The organism is Chitinolyticbacter meiyuanensis, from assembly GCF_008033135.1.
GTDB classification, from domain to species: Bacteria; Pseudomonadota; Gammaproteobacteria; order Burkholderiales; family Chitinibacteraceae; genus Chitinolyticbacter; species Chitinolyticbacter meiyuanensis.
The window spans coordinates 888,240-908,181 of the sequence record NZ_CP041335.1; the positions used below are offsets into that span (position 1 = coordinate 888,240).

Sequence of the window (19,942 nt, forward strand, 5' to 3'; positions counted from 1 at the left end):
GAGACACGATGAACCAGTCCGTCACCGCCCCCGATGCCCTCGACTTCATGCGCCAGCTGCAGGCGCTGACCACGCGGGTGCATGACACCGCCAACCTCGACGAGATCCTGCTGGAGATCGGCCCGGCCGTGTGCGAGGTGTTCGGCGCCGAGCGCATCACCATCTACATCGCTGGCGACGACGGTAACGAGATCGTCTCCCGGCTCAAGACCGGGCTGGAAGGCTTTCGCGAGCTGCGCATCCCGGTGGATGACCGCAGCATCGCCGGCTACGTGGCCAACCACAAGCGGCTGGTGAACATCCGCAATGTGTACGACGCGCAGGAGCTCGCTGCCTACAGCCCCACGCTGCAGTTCCTGCAGGCGGTGGACAAGCAGACCGGCTTCAAGGCGCGCGAGATGCTGGCCGCGCCCATCCTTGCCGAGGCAGACGGCACGCTGATCGGGGTGATCCAGCTGATCAACCGCCGCAGCCAACAGCCGTTCGACGCGATGGGCGAGGAGGGCGTGCGCCTGTTTGCCAAGACGCTCGCGGTGGCCTTGCGCCAGCGCCAGCAGCCGTTCCCGTTCGGCCCGTACGGCAAGTACCAGGGGCTCGTCACCAGCGGCGCGATGACGCCGTCGGCGTTCCAGGTGGCGGTGCGTGAGGCGCAGCGTGCCAAGCTCGATCTGGAAACGGTGCTGACGCAGAACTACCAGGTGAAGCCGGCGGTGCTGGGGGCTGCGCTGGCGCAGTTCTTCGGCGTGCCCTACGAGCCGTTCCGTGCCGAGCGGGCCAAGCCGCTCGATCTGATGAAATCGATCAAGCGCGAGTACGCGGCCGAGCACGAATGGCTGCCGGTGGAGGGCGACGGCAAACAGCTGACCGTGATCGCGACCGATCCGGAGCGCGTGCGCGCCGGCCACGTGGTCGCCCACGTGTTCCCAGGCCGGCAGGTGGCGTTCCGCATCACCACCCGCGCCGAATTCCAGCAGACGCTGGCGCAGTTCTTCGGCGAGGAAAACGGCATCGGCGGTGGCGACATCGATGCGCTGCTGTCGGGCATGGAAGGCGACGAGATCGAGACGCTGACCAGCGAGGACATCACCGCTGCGCAGGACAACGAGCTGGTGAAGCTGGTGAACCAGATCATCGTTGACGCGCACCGCCAGGGCGCCTCCGACATCCACATCGAGCCCGCCCCCGGCAACGACAAGCTGCGCATCCGCTTCCGCCGCGATGGCGCGCTGTCGGTCTACCGCGAAGTGCCGGCGGCGTACCGCAGCCCCATGGTCACCCGGCTCAAGATCATGTGCGATCTCGACATCTCCGAACGGCGCAAGCCGCAGGACGGCAAGATCAAGTTCAAGAAATTCATGCCGGGCCTCGACATCGAGCTGCGCGTCGCCACCATCCCGACTGCAGGCGGGGTGGAGGACGTGGTGATGCGTATCCTCGCCGCGGGCGAGCCGCTGCCGCTCGACAAGCTGGCACTGTCGCCGTACAACCTGACGACGCTGAAGTCGGTGGTCGCCAAGCCCTACGGCCTGTTCTTCGTCTGCGGTCCCACCGGCTCGGGCAAGACCACCACGCTGCACTCGGTGCTCAAGCACCTCAACACCGACGAGACCAAGATCTGGACTGCCGAAGACCCGGTCGAGATCACGCAGAAGGGCCTGCGCCAGGTGCAGGTGAACGTGAAGGCCGGTCTCACCTTTGCCAGCGTGATGCGCGCCTTCCTGCGCGCTGATCCGGACATCATCATGGTCGGTGAAATGCGCGATGCCGAGACCACCGGCATCGGCATCGAGGCCTCTCTGACCGGCCACCTGGTGCTGGCCACGCTGCATACCAACAGCGCGCCCGAATCGGTGATCCGCCTCCTGGACATGGGCATGGACCCGTTCAATTTCGCCGATGCGCTGCTCGGCATCCTGGCGCAGCGGCTGGCGCGACGGCTATGCAGCTGCAAGAGGCCCTATGTGGCAACGCAGGCGGAGCTGAAGCTGATGCTCGACGAATATGCCAGCGAGCTGCAGCACACCCGGGCCTGGCAGGAGAATCCCAAAGCGAGCTTCGAGGCGATCTACCAGGAATGGATCAAGCGCTTTGGTGGTGAGGACGGCAAGATCACGCTGTATGAGCCGGTGGGCTGCGAGGCTTGCAACAACACTGGCTACAAGGGCCGGGTGGGCCTGCACGAGCTGCTGGTGGGCAGCGACGAAGTCAAGCGGCTGGTGCAGGAGCGCGCCCGGGTGGCGCAGATCCTGGCGCAGGCGCTGGAAGAGGGCATGCGCACGCTGAAGCAGGATGGCATTGAGAAAGTGCTGGCCGGCATCACCGATCTGCACCAGGTGCGCGCCGTGTGCATCAAGTAGCACCGCCGGTCCGAACATCAATGATTGCTAATGTTTGACGGCGTAAGATTAAAGCTTTCGATCTGATGGGGTTGGCTATGCCTTCCGCTGCCCGAGCGGCGCAAGAACCGGTATTGCGACGTGCCACTGTCGGCGTGCTGGCGCTGGTGGCGCTGGTGGCGCTGACGTTGCTGCTGCTGGTCTGGCATGAATACGGCATGAATCGTGTGCTGCGCATCGATGCGCAGTCCAAGGTGGCCTTCCACGCCATTGACGATCGCAGCCAGGGTGGCAGCTCGGTGGCGCGGCTGGTGCGCAGCGAGCGCGGCGTTGGCGTCGACTGCAAGATCGAGATGACCTACCAGTGGCCTTTCTGCGAGCTGAAGATGGTGCTCGCCAAGCCCCCGCAGGGGCTGGACCTCAGCCGCTTCGATACCATTCGCCTCAAGCTGCACTACAGCGGTCAGAGCAAGCGGGTGCGGGTCTATCTGCTCAACCACGATCCGCGCTATTCGCGGGCGGATAACCCGGTCTCCGACAAGATCAACGAGCTCTCGTACGAGCCTGCCCGCTATCCGCAAGGCTTGACGGTGGGCTTGGGCAATTTCTCCGTGGCCGGCTGGTGGCGCGAGGAGATGAACATCCCGCTTGAGCACAGCCAGCCCGATTTTCGCCATATCACTGCCATCGACATCGCCACCGGCGAAATCACCACGCCCGGTGCACACCGCATTGAGGTAGAGTCGATCGAATTCCACGGCAAATGGCTGAGCGCGGCGCAGTTGCGGCTCGCCATCATCGCCATGTGGCTGCTGGCCTCCGTGGTCTACCTGGCGGCCGCTTTCTCGCGCGCCCGGTTGGCGTTGCGATTAGCACGCGATCGCGAAGCCGATCTGCAGGCGCTGAACCAGAGCCTGCAGCTCAAGGGCGAAGAGCTCACCCACATGGCGCATCGTGATCCGCTGACTGGTGCATTGAACCGCGCCGGTGCCCGCGATCTCTTGTACGACGGCTCGGTCGAGGCGCAACAGCAGGGGCGGCATATGTCGCTGTTGTTTGCCGATCTCGACCATTTCAAGCGCATCAACGACAGCCACGGCCACGCCATGGGTGATGCGGTGCTGGTGCGTTTCGTCGAGGTGATCCGCGCCGCAACGCGCGGCCAGGATCAACTGGTGCGCTGGGGCGGCGAGGAATTTCTGCTGGTGCTGCCCGATACCACGCTGGACGCCGCCGCCGCGCTGGCCGGCAAGCTGCGCGATGCAATGCAGTCAGCGCAATGGCCGATCGCCGAGGGCGTGACGGCCAGCTTTGGCGTGGCCGAGCTCAAGCTGGAGCGCATCCAGGATTGCATCAGTCGCGCGGATGCGGCGCTGTACCGGGCCAAGCAGGGCGGTCGGAACCGGGTGGAACTGGCTGACTGACGCTTGCTGGGGACAGGTATGGCGCCAGTAGCAACAGCAGCCGGGCCACGCAGCTGGCGTGATCGAGCACGCTGGTGTCGAGCGCCAGCGCCGCCTGTGGCGGCTCGTACGGCGCATCGATGCCGGTCAGTCCCTTTACCGTGCCGGCACGCGCCGCGGCATACAGGCCTTTGGGATCGCGCGCTTCGCACACGGCCAGCGGCGTGCTGCACCACACTTCGATCAAGGCACCGTCCACTGCCGCGCGCAATGCGCTGCGATGGATTGCACGCGGCGCAATCAGTGCCACCAGCGGCAGGATGCCGTCCTGCCGTAGCTGCTGCGCCATCGCGCCGGCGCGGCGGGCCTGTTCCAGCCGGTCGGCATCGCTGTAGCCAAGATCGGCACAGGGGCCGGCGCGCAGCACATCGCCATCGAGCACCTGGTTGTTGAGGCCGCGCTCGACCAGTGCAAGCGACAGCGCATGCGCCAGTGTCGATTTGCCGGCGCCAGGCAGGCCAGTGAACAGCAGGGCGGGCAGCATGATGGTCACCTCAACGTAAACCCGCCTAGAATGCGGCATCCCCAACCCGATGTCATCCCGAGCATGCCCGCGCTGCCGCTCTGTTCCCGCTTGCCGTTGTCGTTCGATCCTGCGCAGCTGGCAAGCCTCCTGGCCGCCGTGCCCGAGGCGGCATGGCACGCGCACTTCAATACCGGCAACTACGTCGGCGGCTGGTCGGGCGCTGCGCTGGTCGCTCCGGCACAGGCGCCGACGCCACTGGCACCGCCCGGGCGCGACGAGACGGTCATCGAAACGGCGCTGCTACGGGCGCAACCGGGCTGGCGTGCCGTACTGGCGGCATTGCCCGGCACCGCGCGCAGCGCGCGGCTGCTCAAGCTCGCGCCCGGCTCACGCATCCTCGAGCATGCAGATCCGGATCTTGGTGACGCGGACGGCGACCTGCGGCTGCATATCCCGCTGCAGACCGACGACGCTGTCGAGTTCTGCGTGGCCGGCCGGGCCATCCCGATGCGGGTGGGCGAGTGCTGGATGCTCGATCTGTCGTTGCCGCATCGTGTCGACAACGCGAGCCCTCGCGATCGCGTCCATCTGGTGGTCGATGTGCGCCGCGGGCCGGCGCTGCTGGCCGCCATTGCTGCCGGCCTCGCCGGTACCCCGGCGCCACAGCCAGCCCGTGGCGAGCGCGAACTCGCCCGCTTTCGGGATGCGGTATTGGCCGATCCGGCCAGGATGCGGGCATTGGCCGAGCTCACCGACCCATCGGCTTTCCGTGTCGCAGTGCTGGGCGAGGCTGCCGCGATGGACTACCACTTTGGCGAGGATGATCTGGCTGCTGCAATGCGCCGTGGTCGGCGTGACTGGATGACGCAATGGATCGTCTGAGTCCGCCCGCCTTTTTCGCCCAGCCCGGCTGGCTGCCGATCCGCGCCTGGCGCGCCGACGATGCATGGCGTTTCGATTGGGCCTGGTTCGATCGGCAGCCGCTCGATGCGCCGTTCTTTCGCGATAGCGTGGAGGATGCGCTGCGCCTGCCGTTCAACCAGGCATTGCGCCCGTCGTGCACGCCGGAGGCGCTCGCTGCCGGTGACTGGCCGGCGGTGCCGCTGACTGCGCTGGTCTATCATGCCTCGCGCTGTGGCTCGACGCTGATCGCACAAATGCTGGCCAGCCAGCCCAGCCACGCCGTCTACGCGGAGGCCATGCCCATCGACCAGCTGCTGCGGGCGCGCTATCGCGATCCGGGCTGGAGCGAAGCCGAACAGGTCACCGCGCTGCGCCAGCTGGCGCGCGCCTATGGCCGGCCGCGGCGAGGCAGCGAGCGCGCGATGGTGTTCAAGCTCGATGCGTGGAGCGTGGCCGAGGCCGGCCTGCTGCGGGCGGCGTTTCCCGGCGTGCCGGCGCTGTTCGTCTACCGCGACCCGGTCGAGATCGTGGTTTCCCACCTGCACCAGCCCGGCGTGCACACGGTGCCGGGCGTGAACGGCCCGTCGCCGTTGTGGGACGACCTGCCGGTCACCTTGCCGCGTGCCGAATACATTGCCCGGGTGATCGGCCGCATCCTTGCCGCCGGGCTTGCCGAGTGCCGCGCCGGCACCATGCGGCCACTGGCCTATCCCGCGCTGCCGCAGGCGATCTGGGGCGAGCTCGCACCGGTATTCGAGCTGGGCGCGGCTGCGCGCGACGCACTGGCGATCGCTGGCCAGCGCAATGCCAAGCGCCCGGATGAAACGTTCCGCGCCGATAGTGCCGACAAGCAGGCCGCTGCCGATCCGGCGCTGCTCGAGTTGGTCGAGCGCTGGGCCGGCGAGCCCTACCGCGCGCTCGAGGCCCTGCGTGGCGGAGCCAACGGCGGGAACCGACAGGTGGCTGGCTTGCCGTAGCGCAAGGCCGCGCCGCTTCTCCTCGCGTATAACCCCAATGGATTTGTGTGTGCTTCTGTTGTCCGCACGCCGACGAGACGGGATAATGGCTGGTTTTCGCGCGCACGCGCCGCGACCCGTTTTACATCACCAACACTGAGGATTTTCAATGGCTACGCGTACCGATCTCGCCAATGCCATCCGCGCCCTGGCGATGGATGCCGTCCAGAAAGCCAACTCCGGTCACCCCGGCATGCCCATGGGCATGGCCGAGATCTCCGTGGCGCTGTGGGGCGAGGGAAACTACCGCCACAACCCGCAGAACCCGAAGTGGGCCAACCGCGATCGCTTCGTCCTCTCCAACGGTCACGGCTCGATGCTGCAGTACGCACTGCTGCACCTCACCGGCTACAACCTGCCGATCGAAGAGCTGAAGAGCTTCCGCCAGCTGCACAGCAAGACTCCGGGCCACCCGGAATATGGCTACACCGACGGCGTGGAAACCACCACCGGCCCGCTGGGCCAGGGCATTGCCAACGCCGTGGGCTTTGCGCTCGCCGAAAAGCTGCTGGGCCAGGAGTTCAACAAGCCGGGCCTCGATATCGTTGACCACCGTACCTGGGTGTTCCTGGGCGACGGTTGTATGATGGAAGGCGTGAGCCACGAAGCCTGCGCGCTGGCCGCCACCTGGGGCCTGAACAAGCTCGTCGCCTTCTGGGACGACAACGGCATCTCCATCGACGGCCACACCGACAAGTGGTTCACCGAAGACATCCCCGGCCGCTTCGAAGCCTATGGCTGGAACGTGATCCGCTCGATCGACGGTCACAACACCGAAGCCGTGCTGGCTGCCATTGAGCAGGCCAAGCAGGAAAACCAGCGTCCGACGCTGATCTGCTGCAAGACCATCATCGGCAAGGGCTCGCCCAACAAGGCCGACAGCCATGATTCGCACGGCGCACCGCTGGGCGACGCCGAAATCGCCGCCACCCGCGCTGCCATCGGCTGGAACCATGGCCCGTTCGAAATCCCGGCCGATGTCTATGCCGGCTGGGACAAGAAGGAGCTGGGCACCAAGTGGGAAGGCGAGTGGAACGCCCTGTTTGCCAAGTACGAAGCCCAGTTCCCGGAACTGGCTGTTGAATTCAAGCGCCGTAACGCCGGTGAGCTGCCGGCCAACTGGGCCGACGTGGTCAAGGCATCGGTCGCCGAAGCCAACAGCAAGGCCGAGACCGTGGCCACCCGCAAGGCGTCGCAGAACGCACTGAACGCCTACGCCCCGGCGCTGCCGGAATTCCTCGGTGGCTCGGCCGATCTGACCGGTTCCAACCTGACCAACGTCAAGACCAGCGTGCAGCTGACCCGCGAAGCGGACAACTCGCTGTCGGGCAACTACATCAGCTACGGCGTGCGCGAGTTCGGCATGTCCGCCATCATGAACGGCATCCTGCTGCATGGCGGTTATCGCCCGTACGGCGCCACCTTCCTGATGTTCAGCGAATACGCCCGCAATGCGCTGCGCATGGCCGCGCTGATGAAGATCCCGCAGCTGTTCGTGTTCACGCACGATTCGATCGGCGTCGGCGAAGACGGCCCGACCCACCAGCCGGTGGAGCAGACCGCCACGCTGCGCTACATCCCGAACATGGACGTGTGGCGCCCGGCCGACACCGTGGAAAGCATGGTGGCATGGGCTCATGCCATCGAGCAGAAGGCCACGCCGTCGACGCTGATCTTCACCCGCCAGAACCTGCAGTTCCAGGCTCGCAATGATGAGCAGATCGCCGCCATCGCCAAGGGTGGCTATGTGCTGCGTGATGCGGCCAACCCCAAGGTCGTGATCATTGCCACCGGTTCGGAACTCGATCTGGCCGTGAAGGCCCACGAAGCGCTGGCTGCTGAAGGCGTCGCGTCGCGTGTGGTGTCGATGCCGTCGACCAACGTGTTCGACAAGCAGGACAAGGCCTACCAGGCCAGTGTACTGCCGGCCGGTGTGCCGCGTCTGGCGATCGAAGTGGGCGTGTCCGACTTCTGGCGCAAGTATGTCGGCCTCGAAGGCGACGTGCTGGGCATGGACCGCTTCGGCGAATCCGCTCCGGCACCGCTGCTGTTCAAGGAATTCGGCTTCACCGTCGAGAACGCAGTCGCCAAGGCCAAGGCCATCATCAAGTAAGTCGTATCGCTTGATGCAGAACGGGCAGCCTGCAGGCTGCCCGTTTTGTTTTGTCGGTGCAAAACCGGCTCAGCGTGCCTTGCGCGCGAACTCGGCAAAGCCCGCGACAAAGGCACGCAGCTGCTCGCGGGTGCGCTCGTCCACCAGCTTGCCATCGTCGTCGAACGCCTGGTTGGCGCGCGACAGCATCAGTCGCCCACCCGCCCACTGCTGTGCGCCCAGCGTGCGCAGGATGGGCAGCCATGCCGCCTGTGCCAGGATGGTGCCGAATCCGCCGGGCGAGGCGCCGATCACGGCGAACGGCCGGCCCTTGAATACCTTCTCGCTGTCGGCCGGTGGTCGTGACAACCAGTCGATCGCGTTCTTGAACACGCCGGGCACGCCGTTGTTGTATTCGGGCGAAACCAGCAGCACGCCATCTGCCGCGATCACGCGCGCCTTCAACGCCTCGACCGCCTCCGGCATCCCGGCCGCCTCCACGTCGCCGTCGTACAGCGGAATGCCATGCAGCGTGGCGACGTCGAACTCGACGTCTTGGCCGGCCAGCCGCTGGGCCTCCTTCAAGAGCGAGGTGTTGTAGGACTGGGCGCGCAGGCTGCCGGATATGCCAAGAATGCGGGTCATCGCTTGCTCCGAAAAGGAATGGTCGAACCAGACTAGAGCACGCCCCGGCGGGCAGCATGTGAAGATTGCCCGGTGCCGTGCCGGGCGGCGTGTGGCGGGAGCACGACGCTGCCGTCGGCGACGGGCGCGGAGTGGTCTCAAACCGGATACCATCGCGCTACCACTTGCATCCCCTCGTCATGCACCGCTTGCGTCGCCCCTTCTACGGCTGGTTCGCTCTTGTCGCGCTGGCCCTGCACCTGCTGTTGCCGCTGGTCCATGCTGGCACGGCCAGCAGCGGCACGCTCGCGCTTGCCATGTGTTCCAGCATGGGCCAGCAGGTGCAGCTGGTGCCCTTGTCGGGCGACGATGGTCAGGCCGGGCAGGCGCTGGTCAAGACCTGCCCGATCTGCGCCGCGCAGGCGGCACACGGCGTGCTGCCGCTACCCAGCAGCACGCAGGTGGTGCCGCTGGCCACGCACCTGCCGCCGCCCGTAGCGGCAACGGTGGCGCTCTCCGACAGCCATCCCGAACACCACCACCCCCCTGCCCAAGGCCCGCCCGGCGCCTGATCGACCGTTCCCGTTGCCGCCCCGGTTTGCCGCTGCGCCGCGTTCGCGTGTGTCGGCGTTGCTGACCTGTGGGCGGCCCACCAGATCATGGCCGGGCCCAATGAGCCCCGGCCGAGCAGGGGAATACCATGTTTTGCCGTCCCAACCTGGCGGTGCGCGCGCTGGCGCTCGCCGTTGCCTCGAGCTGCGCCCACGCCGCGGATAGCACGCTCGATACCGTCATCGTCTCCGCCGAGCGCGGTGGCGCCGCACTCAAGGACACTGCCGCTGCCGTCGGCGTGGTCAATGCGCAGCAGCTGGAGCAGCTGAAGCCCACCTTCATCGGCCAGGCGCTGAACCAGACGCCGGGCGTGCTGATGCCCAATCTGGGCAACGAGCAGCACAACCTCTCGATCCGCCAGCCGATGACGTACAACGCCTACTACCAGTTCCTGGAAGATGGCGTGCCGATCCGTCCTGTCGGCATCTTCAACCATAACGCGCTCTACGAAGTGAACCTGCCCGGTGCCGACGGCATCGAGGTGGTGCGCGGACCGGCTTCCAGCCTGTTCGGTGCCAATGCCGTTGGCGGTGCGGTCAATTTCAACACCCGCGCGCCGCGGCCGGGATTCGGCGGCGAGGTGGCCGTGCGTGGCGACGATCACGGCTACTGGCGCGGCGACGTGGTGCTGGAAGGCGGACGCGACGATCTCGCGGCCCGTTTTGCCGGCTATGTGGCGCGCGGTCGTTCGGATTGGCAGGACTACGCCGACTTCGACAAGGAAGGCGGTACCTTGCGAGTGGACAAGTGGTTCGGCGACACGCTGTGGAAGACCACCGTCACTGCCAACCACCTGTACACCGACATGGCTGGCAGCCTGACGCCATCGCAGTTTGCCGACGATCCGAGCTTCAGCCAGCAGACCTTCACCTATCGCGAGGTCGATGCGCTGCGCGCCACCACCCAGCTCTCCGGCAGTTTCAACGAGGGCGGCACCAGTACCGCCACGCTGTACCTGCGCGACAACCGCACCGAGCAGCTGCCGAGCTACCTGATCTTCAACACTGGCGCGAACACCGCGTCCGGCCGCACCACCGACAACCGCTTCACCTCCTACGGCCTCGATGCCCGCCATGAACAGGCGCTTGGCGACTGGCGGCTGGTCGGCGGTGCCACGCTGGAACGCAGTCCGGACGAGCAGACCGAATACAACCTTGCGGTGAGCCGCGATGCGGCCAGCGGCAAGTACACCGGCTATACCCGGCTCGGATTGCGCCGTGACTACGAGGTGATGCTGGACAACAGCGCGCTCTATGGCGAAGCGCACTGGCAGGCCGCCCCGGCTTGGCGCGTGTCGGCCGGCCTGCGTTACGACCATATCGGCTACGACTACGAAAACCGGCTGCAGCCCTCAAGCCAGACCGGCGCACCCAGCCAGGACAAGACCTTCTCCGCCGTATCGCCACGCCTGGGCGTCACCTGGCAGGCGAGCGAGGCGATCAATGTCTACGCCAGCATGTCGCGCGCCTTCACCCCGCCCGAAGTCAGCGCGCTGTTCTCGTCCTTGGATGCGCCGGATTTGAAGGAGTCGACCTTCGACAACCTGGAGGCTGGCATCCGGGCCGAGCCGCTGGCGGGCTTGGCGCTGGAAGCCACCGTGTACCGGCTGACCGGGCACGACGAGGTGGTCAACTTCAGCATCCAGCCGGGTCGCTCCGAGCCGCGCAATGCCGGCAAGACCCGCCATACCGGCGTGGAATTCGGCGCGTCGTGGCGCGATGCCCGCTGGGACGCGCGTGTCAGCGGCGCGTGGGCCCGGCACGAGTTCGTCGAGTACCAAGCCTCACCGACCCTGTCCTACGACGGCCGCGACATGCCGGCCGCACCGGACTGGATCGCCAACGCCGAGCTCGGCTTCAAGCCGCTGCCCGCTGCCCGCATCGCGCTGGAAGCGCAATACGTCGGCGAGTACTGGATGAACAACGCCAATACCGAACGCTACGGCGGCTACACGCTGCTGAACCTGCGCGCGAGCTGGCAGCTCAGCCAGTGGGAGCTATGGGGGTCGGTCAGCAACCTGACCGACCGGCATTACGCCGAGATCGCCGCATCCACCTACACCGGTGTCGGCGCCCGCAATCCGGAAGCACAGGACACCTACACCGCTGGCGCACCGCGTACCTTCCTGGTCGGCGCCCGATATCGTTTCGGAGGAGCAGGGCAATGAGCGCACGTGAACCCATTTCCATGGTCGCCCCTGCCCGGCAGCGGACCGTACCGGCCTGGCTGACGCGCTGGCATCGCTGGCTGGCGTGGCCGGCCTTCATTGCAGTGCTGTTGTGGGGCGCCACCGGGGTGATGCACCCGGTGATGTCGGCGCTGACGCCCAGCCCGGCGCGGCTGGCGCCACCACCGGCGCTGCCGGCCGACCTCCAGCCGGTGCCGCCGCCAGCGGTGAAGACGCTCGCCGCGCTACGGCTGACCATGCTCGATGGCCGGCCGGCCTGGCGGCAGCACGGTGATGGCCAGGTGCGCTGGTTCGATGCGGCAAGTGGTGGGGAGATCGCCGGTGCTGATCAGCGCGAGGCCGAGCGGCTGGCGCGAGGTTTCGCTGGCGATGCCGTGAGTCCCATTGCCCGCATCGAGTCGGTCACCCGCTTCGGACCGGACTACCTGCCGATGAACAAGCTGCTGCCGGTCTGGCGCGTTGATTTCGCCCGTGAGGACGGGCTGACCGCCTTTGTCGATACCGACGGCGGGCGGTTGGCGGCGCTGACCAATGACAGCAAGCGCGTGCTGTCGACGATCTTCGTGTTCGTGCACAGCTGGGCCTGGGCGGGGGACGGCGTGGCCAAGCAGGCTGGCATCAGCCTGCTGGTCGGTACGGCTTTCGTCACGTTGCTCGGCGGCTTCACGCTGTACGCATTGCGCTGGCGGGCCGGCACTCTACGCGCAAATCAGCCCACGGGCCGCCGTGTGCATCGCACGCTGGCACTGCTGGTGGGTGCGGCCGGCCTGCTGCTGACAGGCAGCGGCTTGATCCACTTGTGGTTCTCCCGACCCAATCCCCCCGCACCGGCCATCGCGGCGCTGCCTGCCATTCCAGCGCTGGCGAGCGTGCCCGAGGGCGTGACGGCACTGGTTGCGGTCTCGCTTTCCGGTGCGCCAGCCTGGCTGGCCGCTGCGGCGCCGCTGCCGGCGGGTGGCGAGCACGCTCACCACCATGACCATGCCGCGATGTCCGCGCTACCGCGCTATCACGACGGGCGGGCCTGGCTGCCGGAAGGCACGGCCGAGGCTCACGCCGGCCAGCTGGCACGGGCGGCTGGGGCGCCGGATGCACCGATTGCCAAGGTCAGCCTGGTGAGCGAGTTCGGGGGAGAGTACGGCTTCTTCCAGAAGCGGTTGCCGGTCTATCGCGTCGATTTCGCTGCACCCGGGCATCCGGCCTGGTATGTGGAGCCGGCGACCGGTGCCTTCTCCACCCGGGTGGAGGATGCTGATCGCAATGAAGGCTATGTGTTTGCCACGCTGCACAAGTGGCACTGGCTTGATGGTCTCGGCAAGACGCCGCGCGATCTGATCCTGGCGAGCTTCGCCGCGGCGAACGTGGCGGCGGCGGTGGCAGGTATCCTGCTGTGGCGCAGGCGGAGACGCTGATGGGGCAGGGCGGGCTGGTGTCGCCCTAGTTGAACTCCGCGTATTGCGGCAGCGCGTCGGTAATCTCGAACCAGGGCGCCTTGGAGCCGACGAAGATATGCGCCGTGGGGCGCAGGCTGGGCGCATCCTGCAGCGTGCCCAGCGTCACGTGCACGTAGGTGCCGTCGTGCACCACCGAATAAAGCAGCGAGCCGCACCGGCCACAGCGGATGTCGTGATCGGCACCGTCGCCGTAGCGCAGCAGCGCTTCGCCACTACCGTGCACGGTGAGCTTGTCGCGTTTGATGCCGGCGAACGACTTGAACGCGGCACCGGTGGCGCGGCGGCACTGCGAGCAATGGCAGTTCAGTGCGTATTCGAAGGCATCTTCGACCGCGTAGCGTATGGCGCCGCATAGACACTGGCCGAATAGGGTTCGGGTCGGGGCTTGGGTCATTCCGTCAGTGTAGCGCTCGAAGGCTCGCCATCATCGCGAGGCGAGTCGTTCCATCACTCGCGTTGTTCGTGGGGCAGGAGCTGTAGTCGGCTCTGGTGCATGTCCGAAAGTCTGCTGATGCCTGATGCCTGATGCCTGATGCCGACAGCTCAAGGGCGTGGCCGTAGGCTTCGAATAAACCGCAAAAACAATGGCCCGCAGCGCGGGCCATTCCGGGCGGATGCGCGTGTGGTCAGCCTGGTGGATCCTTCAACCGGGTTCGTGATACCGCCACCATGATGCCGATACCGAGCACGATCACGCTGGTGATGCCGACATAAACGGTAGCGACGCCAGCGGTGATCAGGCCCCAGGCGACACCGCCGACCAGTAGCACCAGCCCGAGCAGAAACAGCACGAATGACATGGCGAGACTCCTTGTACCAGCCGGTGACCCGGCAGCCTTCCCACTTTAAGCAGGCGGAGGGGGATGACGGATCGGTACGCTGCTGAGCCTCACGTAGGCAGGGTCCTACTGCGGTCACTGCTTGGGATATGCACGCGGCAATGCCGTATCGCACGGTGCTGGCTCAGCGCGGATTCAGCAGCTTCCAGTTGGTGACGCGGCTGTTGAAGAAGCCGCCGGCCTCGTAGGCCTGACGGATACGGCCTTCGGCACGCAGCCTTGAGAGGCCGATGTCGAGCGCGCGGGAGACGCGCTGGCCGGTGGGTGTGGCGGCGATGGGGAAATGGCGGCTGCCCGGCATTGCCACCTTGTAGCCGGCCAGCGGCATCAGCTTGATGCCTTCCAGCTCGAAGGAAAGATCGGGCGTGGGCTTGAACGAGACCAGCGTGATGTCGGCGCGGCTGGCCTTGAGCATGCGCGCGATCATCGGGAAGGTGGGGGCGCTCTCGATATGATTGAAGCCCAGCCGTTGCAGCGTGGCCACGTCGTTGGTCCACGCCTTGTTGGTGATGGCGGTCTTCTGCGGGAACTGCGCCGGTGGTGTGGCGAGCGCGGCGGGGTTGCCGGCATAGGCATACAGCCCGACCACGTACTCGCCTTCCTCGATCAAGGGGCGCGATAACCGGATCGGGCGGTCGACCACGTCCGCGGCCCATACCGAGGTGCCGCCAGCGACGATGCTGCCGTTTTCCACTTCCTGCAGGATGCGGGCGTAGCTGTTCAGCGTGGAGAATTCCACCGGCTCGTGTTCCCCGCCGAGGCGCAGCGCCTGCTGGAACAGGATGAGCTCGACCGTGTCACGCCGTGCGCCGGGGCCGCTGTAGTCGCGGATGCTGGCGACGCTGCGGCCGGCGACCAGCTTCTCGTAGTCCACCAGCACGTCGTGCGGTACGGCGATGCGCAGCACGGCGTGGGCCGGGCCGGCGCCGAGCGCGAGCAGCGCGGCAAGCATCAGGAAGGTGGAACGGAGCGGACGCATGGCTGCAGTGTAGCTGGCTTACAGGGGATCGTGTCCGCGTGCTGAGCGCGGCCAGAAAAAAGGGCACCGCAGGGGTGCCCTTCACAACGCAGGACAGCCGCGCTCAGCCCTTGGACGAGCGCAGGTTGCCCGGCTTCAGGCGGTTGAACGCCATGCCATCGCGGTCGAACACGTGGAACGAGGCGGCCGGGGCCGACATGGTGATCGCCTGGCCCAGCTCCACTTCGCGCTCGCCATTGCCGCGTACCACGATGTCCTGACCGGTCGACAGCGTCACGTACAGGTAGTTGGCTTCACCCAAGTGCTCGACCAGGTTGACGGTGCCGGCGAAGCGTTCGCTGCCCTCGCTGTTCTCCCACAGGTGCTCGGCGCGGATGCCGATGGTGACCCGATCGCCGATGGTGGCGCGGCTGGCATCGACCTCGGCCTTCAAGAGCTGGCCGCCGGCCAGCGTCACCGTCACGCCAGTGGCGGAGGCTTCGGCGACCACGCCTTCGAGCAGGTTCATCTTGGGCGAGCCGATGAAGGTGGCGACGAACAGGTTGGCCGGGCGCTGGTACAGCTCCAGCGGCGTGCCAGCCTGCTGGATGTGGCCGTCGTGCATCACCACGATCTTGTCGCCCAGCGTCATGGCTTCGACCTGATCGTGCGTCACGTAGACGATGGTGGCGTTGAGGTCGCGATGCAGCTTGGCGATCTCGAGCCGGGTCTGTACGCGCAGCGCGGCATCGAGGTTGGACAGCGGCTCGTCGAACAGGAACAGCTTGGGTTCGCGCACGATGGCGCGGCCGATCGCTACACGCTGGCGCTGGCCGCCGGACAGTTCGCGCGGCAGGCGGGTCAGCAGGTGGTCGATCTTGAGGATGCTGGCGGCGTGCTTGATGCGGCGCTCGATCTCATCCTTGCTCGCGCCATGGATCTTCAGGCCGAACGCCATGTTCTTGTACACATTCATGTGCGGGTAGAGCGCGTAGCTCTGGAACACCATGGCGATGCCGCGTTGGGCCGGCGGCAGGTCGTTCACGCGCTTGTGATCGATCTCCAGGTCACCACCGGAGATTTCCTCCAGGCCGGACAGCATGCGCAGCAGCGTCGACTTGCCGCAGCCCGATGGGCCGACCAGCACGACGAATTCGCCGTCCTCGATTTCCAGGTTGATGCCGGCAAGCACATCGGTCTTGCCGTCGTAGCTTTTCTTCAGGTTTTTCAGCGATACGTGGGACATGGTGGTCTCCATTGTGGGGCGCTGCGCGCTGGCAGCGCCCGGTCATTCTTGAAGCGGGTGGAAGCGTGTTTACTTGACGGCGCCGGCGGTAATGCCGCGGATCAGCTGGCGCGAGAAGAACATGTACAGCACCAGCACCGGCAGCACGGCGAGCGAGAGCGAGGCGAGCACGGCGTTCCAGTCGGTCGCGTACTGGCCGATGAACTGCTGCACGCCCAGCGTGATGGTCTGCGTTTCCTCACCCGGGGCCAGGATCAGCGGGAACCACAGGTCGTTCCAGATCGGCACCATGGTGAACACGGCCACGGTGGCGACGGCCGGGCGGATCAGCGGCAGGATCACCTGGAAGAAGATCTTGAATTCGCCCACGCCGTCGCAGCGCGCGGCTTCCTTCAATTCCTTGGGGATCTGCTGCATGAATTCACTGAGGATCATGATCGCCAGCGGCAGTCCCTGCGCGATGTAGACCAGGATCAGCGCAGTCAGCGTGTTCACCAGCTCCAGCGATACCATGATCTTGAGGATGGACACGGTGCCCAAGCGGATCGGCACCATGATGCCGAAGGCGAACAGTGCCATCAGCCAGCGGTTGCCGCGGAACTTGTATTCCGACAGCGCCCAGGCTGCCATCGCGCCGAACAGCAGGATGAAGAACAGCGAGGTCACGGTGACGATCATGCTGTTGCCGAAGAAGCTGAAGAAGTGCGCGTTCTTCATCGCTTTTTCGAAGCCGATCAGCGACCACGACTCGCTGTTGGGCAGCGCCAGCGGCGAATCGAAGATCGAGGCGCGGTCCTTGAAGGCGTTGATCGCGATCAGCACGATGGGGAACAGCGCCATGATCGAGTAGCCGGCGAGGATCACGTGGGTGAACGTCGATCCGGCGAAGCGGGTTACCTTGTGTTGCATGGCCGGCTCCTCAGAAGCTGAAGCGCTGCAGCTTGCGCTGCACGAAGAAGAAGTACACGCCGACGCCCGCAAGGATCACCAGGAACATCAGCGTGGCCACTGCGGCGCCGAGCGTCGCGCTGCCCAACTGGCTCTGGTAGCCGAAGAAGGCGCGGTAGAAATAGGTGCCGAGGATGTCGGTGCTGTAGTTGGGGCCGGCGAGTGCACCCTTCACCGAGTAAATCAGGTCGAAGGCATTGAAGTTGCCGACGAAGGTGAGGATGGTGACGAGGCCCAGCGTGGGCAGGATCAGCGGCACGCGGATGGTCCAGAAGATGCGCCAGGCCGAAGCGCCTTCCACCACGGCGGCTTCGATGATCTCGTCCGGGATCGCGATCAGCGCGGCGTAGATCAGCATCATCGGGATACCGACGAACTGCCACACCGACATCATCGACAGCGTGTAGAGCGCGGTTTCCTCCTGGCCGAGCCACGGCTGGAACCAGTCGGCGAGGCCAACATAGCCGAGCAGCGTTTCGGAAACGCCCCACAGCGGCGACAGGATCAGCTGCCAGATGAAGCCGATGATCACCACCGACAGCAGCGTCGGCAGGAACAGCACGGTCTGGTAGACCTTGGCACCACGCACGCCGCGCATGCTCAAGAGGGCAGCGAGCAGCAGGCCGATCGGGTTCTGGATCAGCATGTGCACGAGGAAGAACTTCAAGTTGTTCCCCATGGCGTTCCAGAAGCCTTCGGACCAGTGCGGGTCGAACATCAGCATCTTGTAGTTGGCGAGCCAGGCGAAATGCTGGCTGCCGGTGTCGCTCGTCACGTAAAAGCCGAGCCGCAGCGTGTCGATCAGCGGCCATGCGCTGAACACGACATAGATCAGCAATGCCGGGGCGAGGAAGACCACGATATGCCAAGGCAACGGCTTTTTCATGGCAGGTACTCCGAATTCATGGTGCGATGGTTATCAGGCTAGAAGCCCACGTCGCAACAGGCAAAAAAAGGGCCGGCGGCTGGGCCGCCGGCCAAGACGAGTTGAATGGAGAGGAAGACCCATTCGATGCGCCGTGACGCCGCGCTCCAGTACGCGACATCATTGCTCGGTAGGCGGCAGCGCCGCGGGGCGCTGCCGCATGCGGCCGATTACTTGGCCGGCTTGTACCACTTGGAGAAGCCGTTCTGGATGCGGTCGGCGGCTGCCTTCGGCGTCATCTTGCCGTTCAGCACGGCCGAGTTGACGGTCCAGAGTTCGGTTTCCATGTTCGGCTCGCCACGGTTCAGGATCTGGGCGTTCAGGCGGATGGTCGAGCCGCAGGTCTTGCGCCAGTCGATCATCTGCTTGGCCACCGGGTCCTTCACGGCGATCAGGTGGTTGGACAGCGAGAAGAAGCCGGTCACCTTGTTGGTGTAGAGATCGGCGAATTCCTGGCTACCCACCCATTCCAGGAATTTCTGCGCGTCGGCCTTGTTCTTGGACTTGCTGTTCACGCCCAGACCGATGTCGGTGTGGTCGGAGATGTAGCACTTGTCACCGGCCTTGGCGACCGGGGGCGGGAAGGCGCCGAAGTCCACGCCTTGCTGGTTGTAGTAGCCGATGTCCCACGAACCGGCGGCAACCATGGCGGCGCGGCCCGAAGCGAACAGGTTCTGGGTGTCGCCGTAGGTCTGGGCGCTGTAGCCCTTGGCCAGGTACGGGCCCCACTTGCTCATTTCTTCCCAGGCTGCGACGAATTGCGGATCGGTGAACTTGGCCTTGCCGGCGATCAGCGCCTTGCGGCCTTCCTCACCCTTCCAGAAATTGGGGCCGATGCCGGTGAACACGATCTGGCTCGATTCCCACTGGTCGGCGGTACCCAGGGCGATCGGGGTCTTGCCGGCCTTCTTCACGGCCTCGGAAACCTTGTGCAGCTCGTCGATGGTTTTCGGCGGTTGCAGGTTCAGGTCCTTGAAGATCTTCTTGTTGTAGAAGAAGCCATGGATCACCGACGCCATCGGCATGCAGAAGGTATCCTTGCCGTCGTCGGTCTGCCACGCCACCTTGGCCGAGGCCGGGAAGTTCTGCATGCCACCCTTGCCGTCGAGCTTGTCGAGGTTGCCCTTCTTGTAGAGGTCGAGCGACTTGTCGAACGGGCGGCAGGTGATCAGGTCGCCTGCGGTGCCACCGTTCAGGCGGGCTTGCAGGGCGGAGTCGTATTCGGTCGGAGCGGTCGGCGAGAATTTCACCTGGATGCCCGGGTTCTTCTTCTGGAACGCGGGGATCAGCACGTCTTCCCACAGGCCCTTGTCGTCGACGCGCCACGATTCGATGGTCAGCGTGCCTGCCTGGGCGGCACCGGCTGCGAGCATGGCGGCGATCAGGGCGCCTTGGGTCAAGCGAATGTTCTTCATTTCAGGGTATCTCCTCAGATCCTGTAAAAGCCCGCGGATCAATGCGGGACGATGCAACTTAGCACCCGGGTTTTCGTGACGCCATGCGGCGTATCATTAGCTGCTTATTGTTGTTAAGTGTTTGTTATTGAAGGTTTTTGTGTTTGGATTGCCAATGGGGTATGTTGCATTTCTTTACACGGTGCAGCCAGACGAATGGCAAGCACGGTGATGCCACTGGCGTTTGGCTGCGTTGCAAGGAACGGATAAAGCCGCACAAGTGCTGCGTTGACGGACCGTTCATGCAGGGTGGACGCCGTCTTGCAGCGACAAGTGGAAGATTTCCTCCCAGCACAATGCTGCGCAAGAAAATGCAAGGTAATGTTACAAATATGCCGGGATGATTACGCTATGCTCGGCGCCGCAACGGCGGGCAGGCGACAGGTTCAGAACAATGCATGCGATGGGGAGGGCGGGG

At 65.5% G+C, this 19,942-nt stretch carries 17 protein-coding genes; 8 read left to right on the plus strand and 9 right to left on the minus strand.

Translation table 11 applies throughout. The features are described from left to right. Positions 1-8: 8 nt before the first annotated feature. Both FLM21_RS04220 and FLM21_RS04225 read left to right on the plus strand, forming a co-directional pair. Positions 9-2,357, plus strand: a complete 2,349-nt coding sequence (locus tag FLM21_RS04220; RefSeq protein WP_148714371.1) for a GspE/PulE family protein — start codon at positions 9-11, stop codon at positions 2,355-2,357. Between the two features lie 77 nt (positions 2,358-2,434). Then, a complete protein-coding gene (locus tag FLM21_RS04225) occupies positions 2,435-3,760 on the plus strand; it encodes a GGDEF domain-containing protein (protein ID WP_187360085.1) in 1,326 nt (441 codons plus the stop codon). On the opposite strand, the gene cysC is transcribed toward FLM21_RS04225, so the two are convergent. Then, positions 3,690-4,283, minus strand: a complete 594-nt coding sequence (cysC, locus tag FLM21_RS04230) for an adenylyl-sulfate kinase (protein ID WP_148714373.1) — start codon at positions 4,281-4,283, stop codon at positions 3,690-3,692. The genes FLM21_RS04225 and cysC overlap by 71 nt on opposite strands. Before the next feature lie 63 nt (positions 4,284-4,346). Here cysC and FLM21_RS04235 point away from each other — a divergent pair, with 63 nt between their 5' ends. The 3 genes from FLM21_RS04235 to tkt all read left to right on the plus strand — a co-directional run bounded on the left by FLM21_RS04235 (position 4,347) and on the right by tkt (position 8,297). Further along, entirely contained in the window at positions 4,347-5,147 is an 801-nt protein-coding gene (locus FLM21_RS04235; RefSeq protein WP_148714374.1) for an aspartyl/asparaginyl beta-hydroxylase domain-containing protein, read from the plus strand. Continuing rightward, positions 5,135-6,145, plus strand: coding sequence for a sulfotransferase family protein (locus FLM21_RS04240; protein ID WP_148714375.1), 1,011 nt, complete (start codon positions 5,135-5,137; stop codon positions 6,143-6,145). The genes FLM21_RS04235 and FLM21_RS04240 overlap by 13 nt, the downstream gene beginning before the upstream one ends. Positions 6,146-6,293: 148 nt before the next feature. After that, the gene (gene tkt, locus FLM21_RS04245; RefSeq protein ID WP_148714376.1) at positions 6,294-8,297 is read left to right on the plus strand and encodes a transketolase; all 2,004 of its coding nucleotides are present in this window, start codon (positions 6,294-6,296) and stop codon (positions 8,295-8,297) included. Between the two features lie 69 nt (positions 8,298-8,366). Here tkt and FLM21_RS04250 read toward each other — a convergent pair whose 3' ends face one another. Beyond that, positions 8,367-8,921, minus strand: a complete 555-nt coding sequence (locus FLM21_RS04250; RefSeq protein ID WP_148714377.1) for an NADPH-dependent FMN reductase — start codon at positions 8,919-8,921, stop codon at positions 8,367-8,369. Positions 8,922-9,100: 179 nt separating this feature from the next. Here FLM21_RS04250 and FLM21_RS04255 point away from each other — a divergent pair, with 179 nt between their 5' ends. From FLM21_RS04255 to FLM21_RS04265, 3 genes are all read left to right on the plus strand, one after another. Next, positions 9,101-9,472, plus strand: a complete 372-nt coding sequence (locus FLM21_RS04255; RefSeq protein WP_148714378.1) for a DUF2946 family protein — start codon at positions 9,101-9,103, stop codon at positions 9,470-9,472. A gap of 128 nt (positions 9,473-9,600) precedes the next feature. Then, positions 9,601-11,679: a TonB-dependent receptor family protein gene (locus tag FLM21_RS04260; RefSeq protein ID WP_148714379.1), complete on the plus strand. Its 2,079-nt coding sequence runs from the start codon at positions 9,601-9,603 to the stop codon at positions 11,677-11,679. Beyond that, positions 11,676-13,112 carry a hypothetical protein gene (locus FLM21_RS04265; protein WP_148714380.1) on the plus strand — a complete coding sequence of 479 codons (1,437 nt, stop codon included), beginning with the start codon at positions 11,676-11,678 and terminating at the stop codon, positions 13,110-13,112. Before FLM21_RS04260 ends, FLM21_RS04265 begins: the two co-directional genes overlap by 4 nt. 25 nt (positions 13,113-13,137) lie before the next feature. Here FLM21_RS04265 and FLM21_RS04270 read toward each other — a convergent pair whose 3' ends face one another. The 7 genes from FLM21_RS04270 to FLM21_RS04295 all read right to left on the minus strand — a co-directional run bounded on the left by FLM21_RS04270 (position 13,138) and on the right by FLM21_RS04295 (position 19,485). Beyond that, a complete protein-coding gene (locus tag FLM21_RS04270; protein ID WP_148714381.1) occupies positions 13,138-13,548 on the minus strand; it encodes a GFA family protein in 411 nt (136 codons plus the stop codon). A gap of 232 nt (positions 13,549-13,780) precedes the next feature. Further along, positions 13,781-13,954, minus strand: coding sequence for a hypothetical protein (locus FLM21_RS20745; RefSeq protein ID WP_187360086.1), 174 nt, complete (start codon positions 13,952-13,954; stop codon positions 13,781-13,783). A 163-nt stretch (positions 13,955-14,117) separates the two neighbouring features. Continuing rightward, entirely contained in the window at positions 14,118-14,972 is an 855-nt protein-coding gene (locus FLM21_RS04275) for a transporter substrate-binding domain-containing protein (protein ID WP_148714382.1), read from the minus strand. A 103-nt stretch (positions 14,973-15,075) separates the two neighbouring features. After that, positions 15,076-16,197 carry an ABC transporter ATP-binding protein gene (locus FLM21_RS04280; RefSeq protein ID WP_148714383.1) on the minus strand — a complete coding sequence of 374 codons (1,122 nt, stop codon included), beginning with the start codon at positions 16,195-16,197 and terminating at the stop codon, positions 15,076-15,078. A 69-nt stretch (positions 16,198-16,266) separates the two neighbouring features. Further along, positions 16,267-17,106 (minus strand): carbohydrate ABC transporter permease, encoded by an 840-nt coding sequence (locus FLM21_RS04285; protein ID WP_148714384.1) that lies wholly within the window; start codon positions 17,104-17,106, stop codon positions 16,267-16,269. A 10-nt stretch (positions 17,107-17,116) separates the two neighbouring features. Then, entirely contained in the window at positions 17,117-18,031 is a 915-nt protein-coding gene (locus tag FLM21_RS04290) for a carbohydrate ABC transporter permease (protein WP_148714385.1), read from the minus strand. A gap of 209 nt (positions 18,032-18,240) precedes the next feature. Further along, complete coding sequence (locus tag FLM21_RS04295) at positions 18,241-19,485, minus strand: ABC transporter substrate-binding protein (RefSeq protein ID WP_148714386.1); 1,245 nt, start codon at positions 19,483-19,485, stop codon at positions 18,241-18,243. Positions 19,486-19,942 lie beyond the last annotated feature (457 nt).